The following is an 18,146-nucleotide window of genomic DNA, read 5'->3' on the forward strand; positions in this document are numbered from 1 at the left end:
TGACACTTCCGACCAGAACTCGTCGATTTGTCTATCGGTCGAAACCCGATGGCAAGCCCGCCGGCACGCCGTGGCACGATGAGGATGTCTGAGCTCGCATAGAACATGTTCTAGGAAAGGACGGCGCGTCTCGCCATGACGCAGACTCACAGCGACTACCGCCTGAGCCAGCTGGACCAGCTGGAAGCGGAGTCGATCCACATCTTCCGTGAGGTCGCGGCGGAGTTCGAGAAGCCCGTCCTCATGTTCTCCGGCGGCAAGGACTCCATCGTCATGATGCGCCTGGCCGAGAAGGCGTTCTACCCCGCCAAGATCCCGTTCCCCGTCCTCCAGGTCGACACCGGCTACGACTTCCCCGAGGTGCTGGCCACCCGGGACAACTGGGTCAACCGGCTCGGCGTGCGGCTGATCGTCGCGAGCGTCGAGCAGGCGATCGCCGACGGCATCGTCGTCGACGACGGCAAGACCTCGCGCAACCGGCTCCAGATCGGCACGCTGCTGAACGCGATCGAGGAGAACGGCTTCACCGCCGCCTTCGGTGGCGGCCGGCGGGACGAGGAGAAGGCCCGCGCCAAGGAGCGCGTCTACTCCCACCGGGACGAGTTCGGTCAGTGGGACCCGAAGAACCAGCGCCCCGAGCTGTGGAGCCTCTACAACGGCCGTCTCCACGAGGGCGAGCACATGCGGATCTTCCCGATCTCGAACTGGACCGAGCTCGACATCTGGGACTACATCGGCCGCGAAGGCATCGAGATCCCCAGCATCTACTTCTCCCACCAGCGCCGCGTCTTCAAGCGCGACCGCATGCTGCTGAGCGAGAGCGAGCACAACCCGCTGCGGCCCGGCGAGGTCGTCGAGGAGCGCACCGTACGGTTCCGCACCGTCGGCGACCTGACGCTCACCGGGTGCGTGGAGAGCACTGCCAGCACCATCCAGGAGATCATCGACGAGGTCGCCGTGGCCCGCGTGACCGAGCGCGGCGCCACCCGGGGCGACGACCGGTTCTCCGAGGCCGCCATGGAAGACCGCAAGAAGGAGGGCTACTTCTGATGGCCACGACCACCGACGACCGCCCCATGGACCTCCTCCGCTTCGCCACCGCGGGATCCGTCGACGACGGCAAGTCCACGCTGATCGGTCGGCTGCTGCTCGACTCGAAGGCGATCTTCGAGGACCAACTGGAGGCGGTCGAGGCCACCAGCCAGTCCAAGGGCTACGACTACACCGACCTCGCGCTGCTGACCGACGGCCTGCGCTCGGAGCGGGAGCAGGGCATCACCATCGATGTCGCGTACCGCTACTTCGCGACGCCGCGGCGCAAGTTCATCATCGCCGACACCCCCGGCCACGTGCAGTACACCCGGAACATGGTGACCGGCGCCTCGACCGCCGACCTCGGCCTGGTCCTGGTCGACGCGCGCCAGGGTCTGACCGAGCAGTCCCGGCGGCACGCCGTGATCCTGTCACTGCTGCGCGTGCCGCACCTCGTGCTGGCCGTGAACAAGATGGACCTGGTCGACTACGACCAGGAGGTCTACAACCGCATCCACGCCGAGTTCACCTCCTTTGCCACCAAGCTGAACATCCCCGACCTGGAGGTCATCCCGATCTCAGCGCTCCAGGGCGACAACGTCGTGACGCGCTCGGTCAACATGGACTGGTACTCCGGTCCCACGCTCATGCACCACCTGGAGCACGTGCACGTCGCCTCCGACCGCGACCTCGTTGACGTCCGATTCCCGGTGCAGTACGTCATCCGCCCGAAGTCCGACGAGTTCCACGACTACCGCGGCTACGCCGGCCAGGTCGCCGGAGGCGTGCTGAAGCCGGGCGACGAGGTCGTCGTGCTGCCCTCCGGCATGACCTCGAAGATCTCGAAGATCGACCTCTTCGACAAGGAGATCGCCGAGGCATTCCCGCCGATGAGCGTGACCCTGCACCTCGAGGACGACGTCGACGTCTCCCGCGGCGACATGATCGCGCGGGTCAAGAACGCGCCGACGCCGAGCCAGGACATCGACGCCATGGTCTGCTGGATGTCGACGACGCCGCTGCAGCCCCGCCAGAAGCTGGCCATCAAGCACACGACGCGCACCGGCCGCGCGCTGGTCAAGGACGTCCAGTACCGCTTGGACGTGAACACGCTCCACCGAGACCAGCAGACCCGCGAGCTTGGTGTCAACGAAATCGGTCGCGTCGTACTTCGAACCACTGTGCCATTGCTGTGCGACCCGTACTCCAAGAACCGCACCACCGGATCCTTCATCCTCATCGACGAAGCAACGGGAGTAACGGTTGGCGCAGGAATGATTAACGGGTGACGCCTGCCGCCCGGCGTCTACTGCACGTCGGGCGCCACGGACGCCTCACGCCTGGGGGCGGGGGCGCACGCCGATCTTGCGCGCGGGGATGCCCGCCCACACTTCCCAGTCGCCCGTAGACTGCGTCAGGACCGCATTCGCTCCGACGACGGTTCCTCTACCGACCCTCAGAGGCTCGGCGCCCCCGAGAACGACACAGCCGACGCAGAGGAACACATCATCCTCAATCGTGATGGGCGCGAGCGGACTCTCAGCCTCCGGCAGATACGGGTCGCGCCGCCCAATCGTCACGTTATGGAAGATGTGCACATTGCTTCCAATCCGCGCCTGACTACTTATCACCACTCCCACCCAGTTGTGATAGACCTGCACCCGTGGACCAATAGGCACCTTTATTGGAATGTCGACCATTAGCAGGCGGAACATCAGCCGGCTTATCCGTCGCAGACCGCGCACTCGGCGCGTGTGCACCAACACGCGAAGGATAGGACGATAGATCGTCATTCGGGACTCAAGCCTCCAGTCAATCGCTAGAACTCACTGCACGATTCCATACGCCGGTATCTACGGAAACCCGTGACCGCGCAAGCCACCACAAAATCACACCCCCAGTGACGGTGCCAGTCGCGTACCCTCCCGCCGCACCAGTGAGCCCCCACATAGAGGCACCAAAAAAACAAGCCAAGGCAGCCATGAACACACACACTAACGTGCCGCCGGAAACAACGCGGGGGAACCCCGAATACACGAGAACTGTTCCAGATGGGCCAAACGCAGCATTCACCACCTGGCCAATGACCATCAAACGCATCGCCCATTCCGCCGACGCAAATCCCGAGCCAAACAGACCAAGAACCCAGGGCGCCGCGACAAAGAGCGGCACAGCAACTCCGCAGACCAGCGCAAACTGCCAACGAGCGACGATGCGGACTTCACGCTCAAGTTGGATTCTATCTCCGGATGCAAGCGCGAATCGCGGCGCCGCCACACTAACGATGGCCCCACTGACGACCGAGATAACGGCCAGCGTACGCACCGCTGACGAGTAGTACCCCAAGTCACGACTCTCGAGCACAACCGAGCATACAAGAATGTCAACCTGCAGTAGGAACAGGACAAGCAGGTTAGCGATCATATAGCTAGGAGCCATTCGCAGCCAGCCGACCGAATTGCCACGACCGACTCGCCCGCGCCCCCCCAAACGCGCAAGCCGCCGTCGAATCACACCCACCTGAACGACGACCGCAACCCATCCTCCAACAACTAGGGCGCTAAGCCCAGCTCCGAAACCTGCGACGCCCGCCCAAGCCAGGACGCCAAGCGTAAGCATCGCCACCGCTGGGCGAAGAACCAGCGCAGCTCCATAAGCACTGGCGAAAGCACCGATACCCCGCCCGAAGTCGCCTCCAAGACTTACAAGTGCCGTCACCGTCACCAGGAGTGTGACTCCCAGGGCAGTCGCTGCGCCCCACGCTATCGAAGCGCCGACCGCGACTACACCTGCTCCGACAAGCGAAGCCAACGCGATAGTCAACGCATACGCGAGCACGAGAAACTGGCGCGCCATCGCACCTTCACCATCGCGAACCCAGGCTGGCAGCAGCCTCAGTCCTAACGCGCCCATCCCGAGCGTGATGACGAGACCAACAACGGCCGAAACACTAACGACGAGGCTTAGAAGACCAAACCCGCTGGCCCCAGCCGTCCGAGCCAACGCGACTTGGGAGAGATACGCCAAACCAGCACCCGAAATCTGAAGTGCGAGGGCAACGAAGAAGTCGCCAGACTTACCCGCGAAGACCCGTTGCAATCGCAGCAGAAACTCACGCACTCGATTGATCTCTCGAGACTGAAAGAAGACATCCGAGCGCAGAAGAACTGTCGTCAATCAGGTGATCGGTCCCCTTGTAAGTGAGTTTGTAAAGTGGGACAGAGGGATCCGAAAGCTCATTCATCATGACTTCGTCCACGCGCCGATCCAGACCGTACCTCTGCAACGAGTGAGGACCGTCGGACGAGATCTTCACGACGCTATTCCAGCGGTTACGCAACTGGACGTCCCAGCCAACCGCAGCAGCGAAGGCGTAATGAAAAGCGAAATAGGGATAGACTTTCAGCACCCGCCGAACCGGGAAACTAAACCAGAGCGACGTCGTCTTACTCGACCGCCGAAGTAGGCGAACCAAAATCTTTCCAAGTAAGATGCGGATCCGTCCTGGCTCCCTTTCAGGCATCTCCGCCCAGTACGCCTCCAGCAACTCGCGCGTGTTAGTCAATAGCGGCTCGCCTGGGTCCGCCGCCAGAAACCAATTTGACAGTTCGTAGCCGGGATCCGGCCAAGCGAAAGCGAAAAAACCCCCGGCGTAAGCTCCAGGGAGCCACGAATCCAACGGCCACGAGCAGTAGGTTGTAGCGTCGGCCCATACGCCGCCGTGGGCCTCGAGGAGGCGCAGCCTAACTAGGTCCGAGAGATGCGCTGCGCCCAGCTTGGACGAGCACCACGCAGGCAACTCGACGTATTCCGAGAGCGAGTTACGGTCGAGAACCACGACGTCCCAAGTGGGGTTCTGAGTGCGCCAAGAATCGATACAGCGCCGCACGAGGCGGGGTGCCGCCGCCTCGCCCTGGAACCACAGGATAAACACGGTTCTGTTGATCGGCCCGTCGGCGCGCAAACCCACCCTCGTCTCGATAGTCACTGTCCCTCGCAATCCACAGAACCTCCGGACGTCATCGCTTCGAACACACGCAAGCAGTTCCCCGCATCTGAATACCGGTGGAAGAACGATCTACTGAAGGCACGATCCGCGGCGAAACTGTCCGCGCCCAAGCGTATCGACGAAATATTCTCAACGACATCCTCCCAGGTCCTGCAGATCGGGCCCGGAGTAACGAGCGGATCTCCGTATTCGAAGTACAACTCACGTTCATTCGAGAGGTAGTCAAGAAGGTCGTAAGCCAAGAACATAATGGGGCGGTCCGTCAACAGGAAGTCGAGATACAAACTTGAATAATCAGTGACGAGCAGGTCCACGTCAGCCATCAATTTCGGCAGATCAGAACCGGTACAAAGAAGAGAATCGAAGCGAAGACGCGGCCGACTCGACATGCCTGGGTCCGGCGCATTGGGATGGAGACGCACATGCAACTCCATATCGAGCTCTCCCAGCATCCGCTCGATCATATCTAGATTCTCTCGAAGAATACGGACGGGCCCCTCGACGTCGTGGTCACGAAAGGTAGGGGCATACAGCACCCGGCACCGGCCAGGATTACGCGGCAACGCAAGCTCTTCAAGCAGAGCATCGTTCCGCGGAGCGCCAGTCACGCGGACGGCACTGCTCGCAACGCGAAACGCCGAGGCGAGCCGAGACGCCTCCCAGGCCGACGAAGACGCGATGAGTTGGTATGCGGCATCCGTGTGAAACGGGAAGAACCGCGCGACACGGTTCTGACGAACTAGCCGCTCACTAACACGTGAGCTGTCGTGCTCGATCTTCTTCAACGGAATGCCGTGCCAAAGGTTAACCACCCGCGGGGGCACAACGTATCGGTTAACGTCGCGCCGCCCGGTCGTGACGATTGCAATCGCGGCGCGGGCGGACACCCAGTATCCGCGCAACGACCCGCTCATCTCGCACTTGCGCCCCGACGACCGCACCTCCGCCAGCACCGCCGGCGAGTTCGTAAGCCAGACCGCCTCGACTTCCGGATGATTGGCGCAGACATACTCGAAGTAGTAGCGCGCATTATCGCTATACGATCTACCGAGCCATGATCCGAACACCCACAGGTTCGTACGGCGGGGGGTGATACGCGTCAGCGCGTAGAGAGGGAGGTTGATGATATATGTCAAGCCCTTCACGATGCCTGGACCGATTCCCCTGAGCACCCTCACGTCACCATGCCCTCGCCTGAACTTTGCCCACGGACGCAACTTCACCCGGGCCACGCTCATTATCGACCGGAGCGCTTATGCACCTGAACGCCAACGCGACTGTGATGGGAAGGAACAAGAAGGAGTTGTAATTTATAGTCAACACTACGGCCATGAGAGCTGCCGAAAGGCATAACAGCGACACGGCCCGACGCGTGTTCGCAAGACTTCCCGGGGCCGCCTGTGCACTCAGAGATCTTAAGGACGTGCGACAGATAGCAAAATAGAAGATCAACCCTAGAAGGCCGAAGATTCCGCCGATCGCCAGCGACTCGAGGTACGTATTATGAGCACCTTTGTCCGCCCCGATAGCCCAAGCAAGCTCCTCCTGCAGGTTATTCGGCCCTAGACCGAACATCCAATGGTCGCGAATAATGCCGACTGTCGCACCGACTAGGTCGGCCCGCTCGACCGCCGAACCGGTGCTCGAGGCGCCTGCGTTCCGACCGAGCACGAGATCAACACCGCTCATTAGATCCTGGGTCCGACTGTCGACATAGTCTCTCACCTGGCCGGAGGTGAATTCATAGAGCACTCGGCCTACGACACCGACGGCTATGAGCGCGCCCGCGCGGCCCACAACGCGACTGGCCGAAGACCGGTGCATTCCGCCAGAACTCATGATCATTACGATTGCGGCGACGATTAACCCCATACGGGAGAACGTGCAGATAATTCCCACGATAAGAAGGAGGCTAAGCAGCCATCTGGCGGGTGGACGCACTAGAGTCCGAACGAACCCTAAACCGACAACGAGCATCATTGCCGCGAAATTCGGGTCAAACTTAAAGCCGGTGCCTCTGCGTAGCCCCGCGACTACATCCCTACGAGAAAGCGCTTCCTCCGTCACCGTATACAGCGGAAGCGCTCCGAGCATCTGTCCCAAGCAGACGGCGGCAGTTACCGCTGACGCTGCGATCCAGACCCAAGCGAACAACCCAATCGCCGCACGGTCGCGCGTGAGAGCAGAGTAGAGCACGATCGCTGACGCTAGGTTGAGCAGAATTGCCAAGACCGACGCGAACAGCGTTGCTTTCGGCGTGTCCGATAGTAACGGTCCCGCGCAAAAGGCCAAGACGATTATTGCGGAAAGCGCCACAAGTGCTCCAGGCACAACCAGTCGTCGCATCAGAACGACGCCGAGCGGCAGAATCAGGATTGCAACAAGCTTCTGGGCGGAGATAACAAAACTGCCTGCAGACCCCAGCGTCACGTCCACGAACTGGGCCGCCACTACACAAATAATGACGAGGCTCGCGCCGGCACCGAGACGCCCTGAATTCTCGCGCCACGCCTCGGTTCTGGGTGAGGGACTACGCATGTCCGCCTCAGAGCCCACGCGTGAGACCACGAAAGCGACCGCGCGCAACAGCCACCCGGAATTGCGCCAACGGGGCGTCACCGCGCACGGCCGCAACTGCCGCTCCCGCGATGGGTCGTCCCACCGCCTTCATCCGAGCGCTAAGGGAGTAATCATGGTCGCGGAGAACCCGCCCCATGCCAAATCCGTAACTCAGCCCCACCGCCGGGCTCAGTCGATTCGAGACCTCCTCGGGGCTCGGGTGATTCACATGAACGAGCGGATCGAACTCCGCGCGACGCCCCTGCGTCAGCGCCCGTAGAACGTAATCCGTCTCCTCGCCCGAGCCGGCCTGCGTTCCGCTTCCGACGCCAAGAAGCTCGTCAAAATCTCCAATGGCGTCCACAGCCGATCGGCGCACGAACAGGCCGGGGGATACTACCGTATGCCAAACGTTGGAACGGTCTATACGAACCGGGCCTCGCGGGTAGTTGAGCATCGGGCCGGTTCCCGTAAGAACACGACCGCACAACACATCCAGGGAAGGGTCGAAGTCAAACCGACGTACGACTCGAGATATTGTTCCCGGACTATACCAACAGTCGTCGTCAGGGAAGCCGATAATCTCGCCTCGCGCCTCCCGTAGACCAACATTCCGCGCCCGCGACAATCCCCTGTCACTGGAGGTGACGGTTACATTTAATCCGGGAAACCTCGCGACGAGACGCCTAATGCCGTCCTCGTCGCGCTGCTCAATCACGATAATCTCGAAGTCAGAAAACCGCTGACCTTCAAGTGATCCGAACAACCGCTCCAGGAACACCTGGCGGAAAAGACTGCCGGTGACTAGGGATACGCGAGGGCGTCCAATCCGCCCTGAGTCGATATCACCCATTGGCCACCTCATCAATCAGACGCTTGAGAACGGCATCAACCCGCCGGGCGACATTGGCCCAGTCATATCCGGCGAGGCTCGGGGGAGCAGCAAACTGGGAGTCCAGTGCAACTTCGATTGCGGTGGCGTAGCCCGCGATGTCACCGGGATCGCTTACAGCGAATTGCGTTCCCTCACAGATTTCCGCGACGGACTCAGCGATGGAGCAGTAGACCACCGGCGTGTGGCACTTCAGCGCCTCAAGGACTGGCAACCCAAATCCCTCGACAATCGAAGGAAACAAAAGGACTTCCGCCCCACGGTAGTACTCCGCGAGTTGGTCGTCATCGACACCGGACACGACGATAATCCTGTCCAAGACGCCTGCTGCAGCAGCAACTGGCGCGAGACTCGACCAATCGGCCGTCACAACGACCAGATCGAGGTCAGAAATCCTGGATAAGGCGGCGAACACCAGCCCGGGATTCTTGTGTGGTTTCGCGTTCCCAACAAACAGTGCGTATGGCCGGTCGCGCAGGTGGACGGCACCATCCGGGGTGAAGGAGTCCGAGCAGCCGTTCCCAGTGACATGGATCTCGACGGACTCGTCGACGAGCCACTCGCGGATCGCCCCAGCTGACACTTCCGAGACGGTCATCACGTGGCCGGTTCTGAGAATCGACTGTCGCACCGCACGCTCGTAATAGACCCGTTGAAGCCGGGCCTTTGTCCGTCCAGACGGATGAGTAAGGTGAATTAGATCGTGAACCGTCAGCAGTTGGCGGGCTCGCGAGAATCCAGTACCGAATCCGGGGCTGTAGATCACGTCGTTCCGATTAGGAACAAGCCATCCTCCCGAAGCCAACGACGTCGGAGAGACCGGGTTACCCCGTGTCGGGAGAGCGACGAACTCGAGCTCCATACGACTATAGATTTCACGAGCGTACCGGCCGATGCCGTGGGCGCCGTCGTAGCGACGATCGACATACACGGTCATGGCGCTACCTCGCCGGCTTCCCCGATCCAGTCCAATATCTCGCGACGAAAGGATGATTTCGAGAATCGGGCGGTCCGGCGGGGAACCGACGTCATTGGCAGCCCGATCGCGGTTCGCGCGGCACCAGCAAGGGTCGCGATCGAGGAGTCGCCGTCCACCGCAACCCCGCCTCCCGTGATCCTCACCGACTCCGCGGCGCCACCAACAGAGTTCACGAGCACCGGCGTGCCGGCAGCCATGGCCTCCACCGGCATGATGCCGAAGTCCTCAACAGGTAGAAACACGAACAGCGATGCCTCTTGATAGAGGGCGTACAGCAGTTCGTCGCTCACCCTGCCAACGAACACGACAGGCACGCCCACCGCGCTCGCCTGGGCTCTGAGTTCGGCCTCGGCCGGCCCGGATCCCGCGATCACGGCTGGCATCTGCAGAGATTCTGCAAGCGCGATCACTTGATCCAAGCGCTTGTAGGAAACGAGGCGCGAGGCTCCCAGAAGGTATCCACTCGTGGGTACAGATTCGATTATCCGGGCTTCTTCGGAGGACAGGTGATCTCGCCACGCGGCCCGGCTCCAGATGCGATCAACGTCGACAGCAGGGTAGATCACCCTGGCGTCAACACCCCAAGCCGAAGCTATCCGGCGCCGGATGTACTCGCTGTTTGCCGCGTACTGAACACGCTGGTCCACTGCGGCACGGTCCAATATCTTCAGCGGACGGCTCGCTGACCTCGCCACTACTCCGCGTCCGCGGACTTCAACCTCCGGCGCCCAGATGTAGCGCGCAGGGGTGTGGACATAGGCATAACCGTCCAACCCCGTGCGCGCCGCGCGCGAGGCCAGGTGGTGTCCGAATGCATGTGAAGATGCTAGGACGCGGTCGTAGCCGGTCAGATTGACGGAGCGCCAAGCAATCGGCATCGTCGGCAGCGCGAGCGCCTTCGACCGACGTAAAGGCGATCTTGCAATCCACGACTCTTTGACCGGCCGATTGAAGGAGTCCGGCGAATCGTCGTTCCACAAACAGATCGCATCCGCGTCTGGGACTGCCGCCATCAGCTCGCGAAAGACGTTTTCAGAGCCGCCCGTCGGCGCGATCCATTCATGAGAAACGAGCGTCGAACCCGTGCTCGTGGAGTTCATGATTCGCTTTCGCTAGGAGCGTATCCGTACCCGTACCCGTACCCGTGCTTCTCTGAAGTGCCTTTAACCATATTGAGCACAACGCCGACCACCTTGGCATCCACTGCATCGAGCCTTTCCCAGGCATGGGACAGTTGATCACGGGTAGTGCGCCCGTGCCTGGCCACCAGAATCGCTCCGTCCGCGCTCGCAGCGAGTAGCGCGGCGTCGGCCACGGGCAGCAGCGGCGGTGCATCGACGATCACCACGTCGTATTGAGCACGCAGCGATTCCAAGAGGTCGCCCATCGCCCGTGACTGTATGAGTTCGGCCGGGTTGGGCGGGATCGCTCCCGCCGCCAAGAGGTCGAGGCCCGATGAAGCGTGATTGATGAGTGCATCTTGCCATCCAATGCTCCCTACGAGAACCGTGGTCACGCCGATCGACCCATCCAAGCCAAGTTTTTGTGCCGCTCTTGGACGACGGAGATCCGCCTCCACGAGCAGAGTCTTGCTGCCGCCCTGCGCAAGGCTAATGGCGAGGTTTACGGCCGTTGACGTCTTCCCCTCGCCTGGCACGGCAGACGTGATTACAAAGACGCGCCTCTGCTTGTCCACGTCGACAAACTGGAGGTTCGTGCGCAGGACGCGAAACGCCTCTGCGCGGGGGGCGTGCGAGGGGATGTCGGTCACCAAAGGCACGCTCTGACTTTGTGGATCGAATCCGATGACCCCAAGCACCGGGCGATCAATGACGGCGGCGATGTCGTCAGCAGACCTTACCCGCGTATCGAATACGCTACGCAGAATGGCGATGCCCACGCCGAGCAGAAGCCCCGCTACGATTCCCAGTGCGATGTTCTGCTTCGGCTTCGGGTTTACCGGGTCTGTGTCCAGAGATGCGGTGTCGACGATGGATGCCTTGACTGGGGCTTCACGCGCCCCCGCGGGCCTCTCCAGTTCGCTGACGAGTTCGCTCAACTGCTCCGCATAGGACTGCGCGAGCAGTTGCGCCTCATGAGCGTCAGAGTGGGTAACGGTGATCTCGAGGTTGACCGTGTCCAGGACCGCCCTGGCGGACACGGACTGCGATAGTGACGCGATATCGACATCGACCCCAGCGTCCGCCGCTACCCGCTGGGCAAGTTCTCGGCTAGATATCAATTCCGCGTAAGACTTTACGCGCTGGGCAGAGAACTGTCCACCCTGTAGGAGTTGCGCCTCGTCCGCTTGCGAGGTCGTAACGAATAGCGAGGCCGTCGACGCATACCGAGGGGCTTGGAGGGCCGTAGCTCCGAGGGCGACCAGTGCACCGATCGCGGTGATGATTGCGATTGATACCCATCTGTGTCGCAGCACTCTTAGGTAGTCACGGAGCTCCACAGTTGCGTCCCTTCTCAGACATACTCACCGTAATACTTTGCCTTATCAACACGTGCTGGCCACCGTGTAACTCAGATCTTTTGTTTCGATTGTCGGGGTGACAGTCACGCTGGTCGCCCCCGTCTGGCCTTTGTCACTCGCCATGGTCCAAGTAAGATTCACTAGCTGCGCTGGGGAAAGTTGCACATATGCCGTGCCAACGACACGGTTACCTTCAACAGCCGTTTCCCAATCGACCTTGGCGCCGTTGACCTTGAGGGCACCCAACTCGCCCCCAACAGGGGCGTAAACTCGGAGTGTGACGACCTGATTGCCCGGCTTGATCCCGTAATCGCCCCCGCCAGTAACATAATTCGGGAGGGTGGCGGCTTCCTGCGGCGCGACTGAACGAAGGCGAGCCTTTGCCGAATAGGTCTGCACTTCACGCACGCACGAGGTGGGCGTGATGTCCACGTCATAACGCAAGAAGTAGGACATCTTCGCGCCGGTCGTGTCATTCAGGGTGACGAGAACGTTCGGATCACGGTACGCGCCGCGCTTTGAAACCTCGCCCGCAATAACAGATCCAGCCAACTCGGACTGGGTTTGAGCATCAAAGGAATGGATCATCGAGCGGCGCTCACGCGCTGCGCGGGCAAGGGCCTTGATGAGCAGTTCCGGCTTGTCGACCCCGCCGATGAATCTGTCGAAGGTCGCTTCCGCGACTTCCGCGAAAAAGGCGTCCTGATCCTTGGGATCCGGCATCCGCAGATAGGAACGGTGGAGCAGTTCGTCGACAGCGTTGTCGCCGTCGATCCTGACTCCCTCTACGTCAATCGGACCTGTCGCCTCCAACATATAGGCGATGGCTACGGCATCCACCATGATGACCCCGTCAACGGGCCGCGCAGGATATTCCTGGTCCCACCGCGCGCGCAACAATGCCGCAGCCCTGGGCACATCAGGCGTCATGCCAGCGTTAACGAAGTAGGTACCTAACACGTCTCCGTACAGGGTCGACTCTGCCTTGCTGAGCGGAATGACGGGCTCTGATGTTTCACCAAACTCCGACCCCGCCTTTTGAGCCTTGAGTTGGAGGGACCCAGCATCGGACTTTACGTAAGAGACCGCCCCAGCCAGTCCCCCGGTCGCCCGGATCTCGGCATTGTTCTGGAACACTAGGAGGTAGTGCTGCGGGCGGTCACCGCCCAGCATCGAGGGCAGCACCCTCGTCGCGGTGCTTGCGGTTCGGAGGTTCGTGGCGGCTCGACGTACCCTTTTCCGGAGGTCCTCGAAGCGATCCTCGATCCGCGCGATGAATCCCGAGGCGTCGATATCGGCGAGCAGCAGATCTGCATCTGCGAAGGCTCGTTGGGCCTTCGACGTGGGCTCCTCGATGCTGCGGATCGCTTCGATGTCAATCCTGCCGTCGCGTGGAAGCAGATCCTCGAAGCTCTCCGACGCTGCCACGAGCGGCTCAATGCCATCTCGAGCCAACTCATCCGCTATACGGCTAACGACTTTTATTCCTGTGGCGTCGTCGCCAACGATCGGAAGCAGGGTGAGCGCGCCCCATGTGATTCCAGACGTACGCTCCGCGGCGGAGTCACTAGCTTCCCGCAAGTTCGCCAGCGCCTGCTCAAGCTGCGTCGCGTCGCGCACCTCGACTGCGTCCTGGATCGCTTCTGAATGCCGCACCACGTCGTTGAGGTCACGATTAACCTGCCAGGCGATCCAGCCGGTCCAAGCAACCAGCGCAGCCACGGCCGCGGCGCCGCACCAGATCCAGACCCTTCTAGACTTCAGCATCGGCCACGATTCCTACTCTCTGCATAGTTGAGGGCCCCGTGGTTTCCCTCGGGGCCCTCAACGTCAGGTCATGCTACGGCCGCCAGGCGACCCAAACTCGTGTCAAACGTCAGCGCACGCGGACGTAGACGACGCTCTTGCTGTTCTTGAAGACACCCACGCCGGTGAAGTGGATCTTGCAGCGCCACTTGCCCTTGCTCTTGAGCTTCGGGCCGTTGAAGCGGGTGTTCGTGCCGTCGAAGGACCAGACGCGCTTGGCAACCTTGTCGCCCTTGCGGCAGGTGACGCGGGCGGTGCCGACGGGCTTTGCGTTGCCCTTGGTGGCGATGCTGAACTTGGTGTAACCGCCGGGCCGAACGGCCTTCTTGACGGGAGCCGGCTTCGACACCGGCACGGTGCCCGGGTAGGGCGCGGCGCTCGCGGTGCCGCTGACGCCAGCCAGGCCGAGCGTCATAAGTACAGCCGCCAGAAGGCTGATCACAAGCTTCTTCATAGGTCCCCCTAGAGGTGGATCGCTTTTCATCTGGCCAAGCTCACTTCTTGACCCCGAATCCTCACCCTCTCACGGGACCGCTTGTCGCGACCACGAGTTAGTGACTTTTTTGGTTAACTTTGCGTGACTTACGTCTCGCCCCTCGGTCAGGCAGCGACGCGTTCTCGCAGGTCAGCGGCCTGGTTCGGCGTCTCACCACGGGCGTCAACGCGCGGGCCGGAAGTGGAGACCGATCTCCGGATCCACGATCACCTCTTGAGACGCCGGCATGCCCGCGACGACCAGAGGGGCGTCGGTCGCCACGTTGCGCTTGAGGAGTCCGAGCGCGATCGGCCCGAGCTCGTGGTGGCGCGCTGACGAGCCCACGAAGCCGACCGCACGGCCGCCACCGGCGGGCTCGACCTCGGTGCCCTGATCGGGGAGCCGGTTCTCCGAGCCATCCAGGTGCAACAGGGTCAACCGGCGCGGCGGGCGGCCCAGATTGTGCACCCGGGCGACGGTCTCCTGGCCCCGGTAGCAACCCTTGTCCAGGTGCACCGCAGCCCACTGCTGGCCGGTCTCGAGCCAGCCCACCTCGTTCGGGATGGTGCGCTCGTCGGTGTCGATCCCGAACCGCGGCTCGCCGCGTTCGATGCGCAAGGCCTCGAATGCCCAGAGGCCGGCCGCCGGGCCAGCGGCGTCGGCGTACGCGGACAGCTGGTCGCGAGGGACGAGGTCGTACTTGCCGGCCGGTCGCCAGGCCACGGCGACCTGGTCACTGACGTCGCTGATCTCGACGCGGGTCATGAACTTCATCCGCTCCAGGAACCCGATCAGCGCCGCGGCGCGGCCCGGCTCGGTGTGCGCGGTGAATGCCTCGCCGTCGTCGACGCCGGTGAACGCGTGCTCGATGTGGCCCTGCGGGCTGAGGATGAGCGCACTGACCCAGCGACCGGGCTCGAGGCCCTCGAAGAACTGGGTGGTCAGCGAGTGCAGCCAGGTCAGCCGGTCCGGCCCGGCGACGCGGAGCACGTCGCGGTGCGACAAGTCGACAAAACCCTCCCCCGCCGCCAGGGTGCGCTGCTCGCCGTACAGGCTGCCGTAGTGCGCGGCGACGCCGGCGTCGATGCCGTCACCGGCCACGGCGCCCGGCAGCGACAGCAGCGGGCTCTGGTAGGGGTTCGGCTGGGGTTCGGTCGTCATGTCAGGTCCCGGTAGTGCTCGAGGAGTCGGGTCAGGGTGCCCAGCGCCGCCTGCATCTCCTCGAGGTGCTGCGGGTCGAGGGTGCGCAGCAGGTCCTTGATCTCGGTGGTGGAGACGCCGGAGGTGCGGGGCAGGTACGTCACCTCGCAAACGTCGGCGAGGTCGTCGAACTTCCCGCTCCAGTCGTCACCCATCACGAACACGTCGACGCCGTGCTCGACGATGTCGGCGCGCTTCTGGTCCCAGGAGCGCTCCGGGATGACCAGGTCGACGCCCTTGATCGCCCCGACGATGGCTGCGCGGTCGTCGTAGGAGACCACCGAGCGCTTGCCCTTGCCGGCGTTGAACTCGTCGGTGGACACGCCCACGATGAGCCGGTCCCCCATGGCGGCGAGCCGCTCGATGAGACGCAGGTGACCGACGTGGAACAGGTCGAAGGTGCCATAGCTGAGGACGGTGCGAGTCATGTGCATGCTCCTTCGCAGGCCGCACAACGGCCGAAGACGGTCAAGTGTCCCAGGTCGGGGACGAAGCCGCGGGTGCTCAGCGCCTCCACGAACGGCGCGGCTTCGGCGGAGTCGACCGAGATCACCTGCTCGCAGGTGCGGCAGATCAGGTGGAAGTGCTCGTGTCCGCGCACCGAGTGGTAGGTCGGGGCGCGGTCCGAGAGGTGGGCGTGGCGCACCAGGCCGAGCTCCTCGAGCACCTCCAGCGTGCGGTAGACCGTGGAGGCGTTGACGGTGCTGGCGGTCTCCTGCACCTTCGCCAGCACCTCGTCCGGGGTGGCGTGGCCGAGCTCGTCGACGGCCGCGAGGATCAGCTCACGCTGCGGCGTGAGCCGGTAGCCGCGCTCGCGCAGCGCGGCCCGCCAGTCGCCGGGGGTCTCAGGCACGCTTGAGCCTCGCCCACAGGTGGGGCTGCAGCGGCTGGCCCATCGCGGCCATGTCGAAGGCGTAGAGCAGGTCGCCCTCCACGTTGCCGTAGAGCCGCTTGCCGGCGGTGTAGGCCTTCGCGGTCTCGGTGCGCGCCACCGCGTCGGTGGTCCACTCCATCTTCCCGTTGTCCGCGGTGGCGTGCCACACCTCGGCGATGCCGGTGTTGTGGGTCAGCAGGATCTCGAACTTCGCATCCCCCACGGCGCGGATGAAACCGGTCTCGATGGCCGCGTCGCGGACCTTCTCGCCGTTGTCGTCGATGATCCAGGCGCGCGCCATGTAGTGGAAGAACGGCCGGCCGTCGTGGGTGAAGATCAGCTCCTGGCCGAACTGGAACTTCTCGATCGTCGGGTAGTCGCCGTGGCCGTTGCCGCGCCAGGTGCCCAGCAGCCACGCGATCGGGCCGCAGTCGGGGTGCAGGTTGTCAGGGAGTTCGAAGGCCACGGCCCCGATTCTAGGCGCCCGGCGCTTTCCCTACGCTGGCCCGTATGGCGCGAGAGCTGGTCGTGAAGGTCACCTGCGGCACGGACGAGCCCGAGCGGAGCAACCAGGGGTTCACTGTGGCCGGCACCGCGGCGGCCTCCGGGGTGCCGGTGTCGCTGTGGCTGACCGGGGAGGCCGCGTGGCTCGCCGTGCCCGGGCACGCCGCGGCGCTGTCGCTGCCGCTGGCCACGCCGATCAGCGACCTGCTGGAGGCGGTCCTGGCCACGGGCACGGTCACGGTGTGCGCGCAGTGCGCCGCGCGGCGCTCGCTGACCGAGGCCGACCTGCTCGACGGCGTACGGATCGCGGGGGCGTCGGTCTTCGTCGAGGAGGTCCTCGGCGACGGCGTGCAGGCGCTGGTCTACTGATGCGCGCGGTGCTGCAGCGGGTCACCTCCGCCTCCGTGGTCGTCGGCGGAGAGGTGGTCGGGGCGATCGAATCCCCTGGTCTGCTGGTCTACCTCGGCATCACCCACGACGACGGCAACCTCGAGGTCGCCTGGATGGCCCGCAAGATCCGGGACCTGCGGATCATGCCGGACGAGAAGTCCGTCGCCGAGCTGGGTGCGCCGGTGCTCGTGGTCTCCCAGTTCACCCTCTACGGCGACGCACGGAAGGGGCGGCGACCCACCTGGGTGGCGGCCGCGCCGGGCGAGGTCAGCGAGCCGCTCTACGAAGCAGTGTGTGCCGCGCTCAAGGCGGCGGGGACCCATGTGGAGCGCGGGGTCTTCGGTGCCGACATGGCGGTAGCGTCCATCAACGACGGGCCTTTCACCGTCGTGATCGATACGCCGTAGGGAGCACCCTTGGCCTATGGCCTCTTGGCTGAGGCCACGGACCATAGTGGGCCGTGAAGGCAAAGAAACTGAGCTTCGCCGGCGCGGCCCCACTCCCCTGACGCACACTCCCTGCATGAGCATCAAGGCCGTGGGGGCGGTCGTCCTGCTGTGCGCCTTGCTGATCACCGGCGGTACCTTCGCGATGGCCGGTGCCGACGACCGGTCAGCCGCCTCGAAGATCAAGGTGTGCGTCGGCAAGAAGTCGACCGTCGTCGCGGCCACAAAGTCCGGCAAGTGCCCCAAGGGCTCCAAGTTGCGTCCGTTTCCAGCAGGACCGGCAGGGCCGCGAGGGCCCGCTGGACCCGCAGGCAAGTCGGGAGCGCCCGGGCCGGCCGGCCCCCCGGGCCCTGCTGGGTCGCCTGGTGAGCCCGGCCCGACGGTCACCATCACTGCCGTACCCGGCGGCGACCTCACCATCGACGGCGGTGCGCCGTGACCGACCAGACGCGCTCACGCCGCACCCTGCTGGCGGTCCTTCTCGGAGCGACCGCCACC

Annotated in this window: 20 protein-coding genes and 1 pseudogene; 5 read left to right on the plus strand and 16 right to left on the minus strand. The window is 63.3% G+C overall.

All coding sequences use genetic code 11. The annotated features are described in order from the left end of the window. Positions 1-135: 135 nt before the first annotated feature. Together cysD and cysN are read left to right on the plus strand one after the other, a co-directional pair. Complete coding sequence (cysD, locus tag KG111_RS15590) at positions 136-1,050, plus strand: sulfate adenylyltransferase subunit CysD (protein WP_205289692.1); 915 nt, start codon at positions 136-138, stop codon at positions 1,048-1,050. After that, positions 1,050-2,321 (plus strand): sulfate adenylyltransferase subunit CysN, encoded by a 1,272-nt coding sequence (gene cysN, locus KG111_RS15595; RefSeq protein ID WP_240195198.1) that lies wholly within the window; start codon positions 1,050-1,052, stop codon positions 2,319-2,321. The genes cysD and cysN overlap by 1 nt, the downstream gene beginning before the upstream one ends. A 45-nt stretch (positions 2,322-2,366) precedes the next feature. On the opposite strand, the gene KG111_RS15600 is transcribed toward cysN, so the two are convergent. The 16 genes and pseudogenes from KG111_RS15600 to KG111_RS15670 form a co-directional block, all read right to left on the minus strand. Continuing rightward, entirely contained in the window at positions 2,367-2,825 is a 459-nt protein-coding gene (locus KG111_RS15600) for a hypothetical protein (RefSeq protein WP_205289693.1), read from the minus strand. Positions 2,826-2,844: 19 nt separating this feature from the next. Beyond that, the gene (locus tag KG111_RS15605; RefSeq protein ID WP_205289694.1) at positions 2,845-4,152 is read right to left on the minus strand and encodes a lipopolysaccharide biosynthesis protein; all 1,308 of its coding nucleotides are present in this window, start codon (positions 4,150-4,152) and stop codon (positions 2,845-2,847) included. Further along, positions 4,145-5,020: a capsular polysaccharide synthesis protein gene (locus KG111_RS15610; protein WP_205289695.1), complete on the minus strand. Its 876-nt coding sequence runs from the start codon at positions 5,018-5,020 to the stop codon at positions 4,145-4,147. The genes KG111_RS15605 and KG111_RS15610 overlap by 8 nt, the downstream gene beginning before the upstream one ends. Continuing rightward, complete coding sequence (locus tag KG111_RS15615; protein ID WP_213450002.1) at positions 5,017-6,273, minus strand: CDP-glycerol glycerophosphotransferase family protein; 1,257 nt, start codon at positions 6,271-6,273, stop codon at positions 5,017-5,019. The genes KG111_RS15610 and KG111_RS15615 overlap by 4 nt, the downstream gene beginning before the upstream one ends. After that, the gene (locus KG111_RS15620; protein ID WP_205289697.1) at positions 6,221-7,492 is read right to left on the minus strand and encodes an O-antigen ligase family protein; all 1,272 of its coding nucleotides are present in this window, start codon (positions 7,490-7,492) and stop codon (positions 6,221-6,223) included. The genes KG111_RS15615 and KG111_RS15620 overlap by 53 nt, the downstream gene beginning before the upstream one ends. 94 nt (positions 7,493-7,586) lie before the next feature. Continuing rightward, positions 7,587-8,465 (minus strand): glycosyltransferase family 2 protein, encoded by an 879-nt coding sequence (locus KG111_RS18595; protein ID WP_372440110.1) that lies wholly within the window; start codon positions 8,463-8,465, stop codon positions 7,587-7,589. Next, on the minus strand, positions 8,446-9,429 hold the full coding sequence (locus tag KG111_RS15630) for a glycosyltransferase family 4 protein (protein WP_205289699.1): 984 nt from the start codon (positions 9,427-9,429) through the stop codon (positions 8,446-8,448). Before KG111_RS15630 ends, KG111_RS18595 begins: the two co-directional genes overlap by 20 nt. After that, entirely contained in the window at positions 9,426-10,571 is a 1,146-nt protein-coding gene (locus KG111_RS15635; RefSeq protein ID WP_205289700.1) for a glycosyltransferase, read from the minus strand. Before KG111_RS15635 ends, KG111_RS15630 begins: the two co-directional genes overlap by 4 nt. Continuing rightward, a complete protein-coding gene (locus KG111_RS15640) occupies positions 10,568-11,632 on the minus strand; it encodes a tyrosine-protein kinase domain-containing protein (protein ID WP_249666169.1) in 1,065 nt (354 codons plus the stop codon). Before KG111_RS15640 ends, KG111_RS15635 begins: the two co-directional genes overlap by 4 nt. Before the next feature lie 51 nt (positions 11,633-11,683). Further along, positions 11,684-11,932, minus strand: a pseudogene (locus KG111_RS18600) (YveK family protein); the annotation flags it as partial. A 45-nt stretch (positions 11,933-11,977) separates the two neighbouring features. Next, positions 11,978-13,720: a DUF4012 domain-containing protein gene (locus tag KG111_RS15645; RefSeq protein ID WP_205289702.1), complete on the minus strand. Its 1,743-nt coding sequence runs from the start codon at positions 13,718-13,720 to the stop codon at positions 11,978-11,980. Between the two features lie 109 nt (positions 13,721-13,829). Next, positions 13,830-14,213, minus strand: coding sequence for a hypothetical protein (locus KG111_RS15650; protein ID WP_205289703.1), 384 nt, complete (start codon positions 14,211-14,213; stop codon positions 13,830-13,832). 204 nt (positions 14,214-14,417) lie between these two features. Next, a complete protein-coding gene (gene ygfZ, locus KG111_RS15655) occupies positions 14,418-15,395 on the minus strand; it encodes a CAF17-like 4Fe-4S cluster assembly/insertion protein YgfZ (RefSeq protein ID WP_205289704.1) in 978 nt (325 codons plus the stop codon). Next, complete coding sequence (locus KG111_RS15660) at positions 15,392-15,862, minus strand: adenylyltransferase/cytidyltransferase family protein (protein ID WP_205289705.1); 471 nt, start codon at positions 15,860-15,862, stop codon at positions 15,392-15,394. Before KG111_RS15660 ends, ygfZ begins: the two co-directional genes overlap by 4 nt. Continuing rightward, positions 15,859-16,287 (minus strand): Fur family transcriptional regulator, encoded by a 429-nt coding sequence (locus tag KG111_RS15665; RefSeq protein ID WP_205289706.1) that lies wholly within the window; start codon positions 16,285-16,287, stop codon positions 15,859-15,861. The genes KG111_RS15660 and KG111_RS15665 overlap by 4 nt, the downstream gene beginning before the upstream one ends. Beyond that, positions 16,280-16,774 (minus strand): heme-binding beta-barrel domain-containing protein, encoded by a 495-nt coding sequence (locus tag KG111_RS15670; RefSeq protein ID WP_205289707.1) that lies wholly within the window; start codon positions 16,772-16,774, stop codon positions 16,280-16,282. Before KG111_RS15670 ends, KG111_RS15665 begins: the two co-directional genes overlap by 8 nt. 44 nt (positions 16,775-16,818) lie before the next feature. Here KG111_RS15670 and KG111_RS15675 point away from each other — a divergent pair, with 44 nt between their 5' ends. The 3 genes from KG111_RS15675 to KG111_RS15685 all read left to right on the plus strand — a co-directional run bounded on the left by KG111_RS15675 (position 16,819) and on the right by KG111_RS15685 (position 18,087). Then, positions 16,819-17,181, plus strand: a complete 363-nt coding sequence (locus KG111_RS15675) for a DsrE family protein (protein WP_205289708.1) — start codon at positions 16,819-16,821, stop codon at positions 17,179-17,181. Next, the gene (dtd, locus tag KG111_RS15680) at positions 17,181-17,609 is read left to right on the plus strand and encodes a D-aminoacyl-tRNA deacylase (RefSeq protein WP_205289709.1); all 429 of its coding nucleotides are present in this window, start codon (positions 17,181-17,183) and stop codon (positions 17,607-17,609) included. The genes KG111_RS15675 and dtd overlap by 1 nt, the downstream gene beginning before the upstream one ends. A 115-nt stretch (positions 17,610-17,724) precedes the next feature. Further along, complete coding sequence (locus KG111_RS15685; RefSeq protein WP_205289710.1) at positions 17,725-18,087, plus strand: hypothetical protein; 363 nt, start codon at positions 17,725-17,727, stop codon at positions 18,085-18,087. Positions 18,088-18,146 lie beyond the last annotated feature (59 nt).

The sequence above is a fragment of the Nocardioides faecalis genome (assembly GCF_018388425.1).
Taxonomy (GTDB): domain Bacteria; phylum Actinomycetota; class Actinomycetes; order Propionibacteriales; family Nocardioidaceae; genus Nocardioides; species Nocardioides faecalis.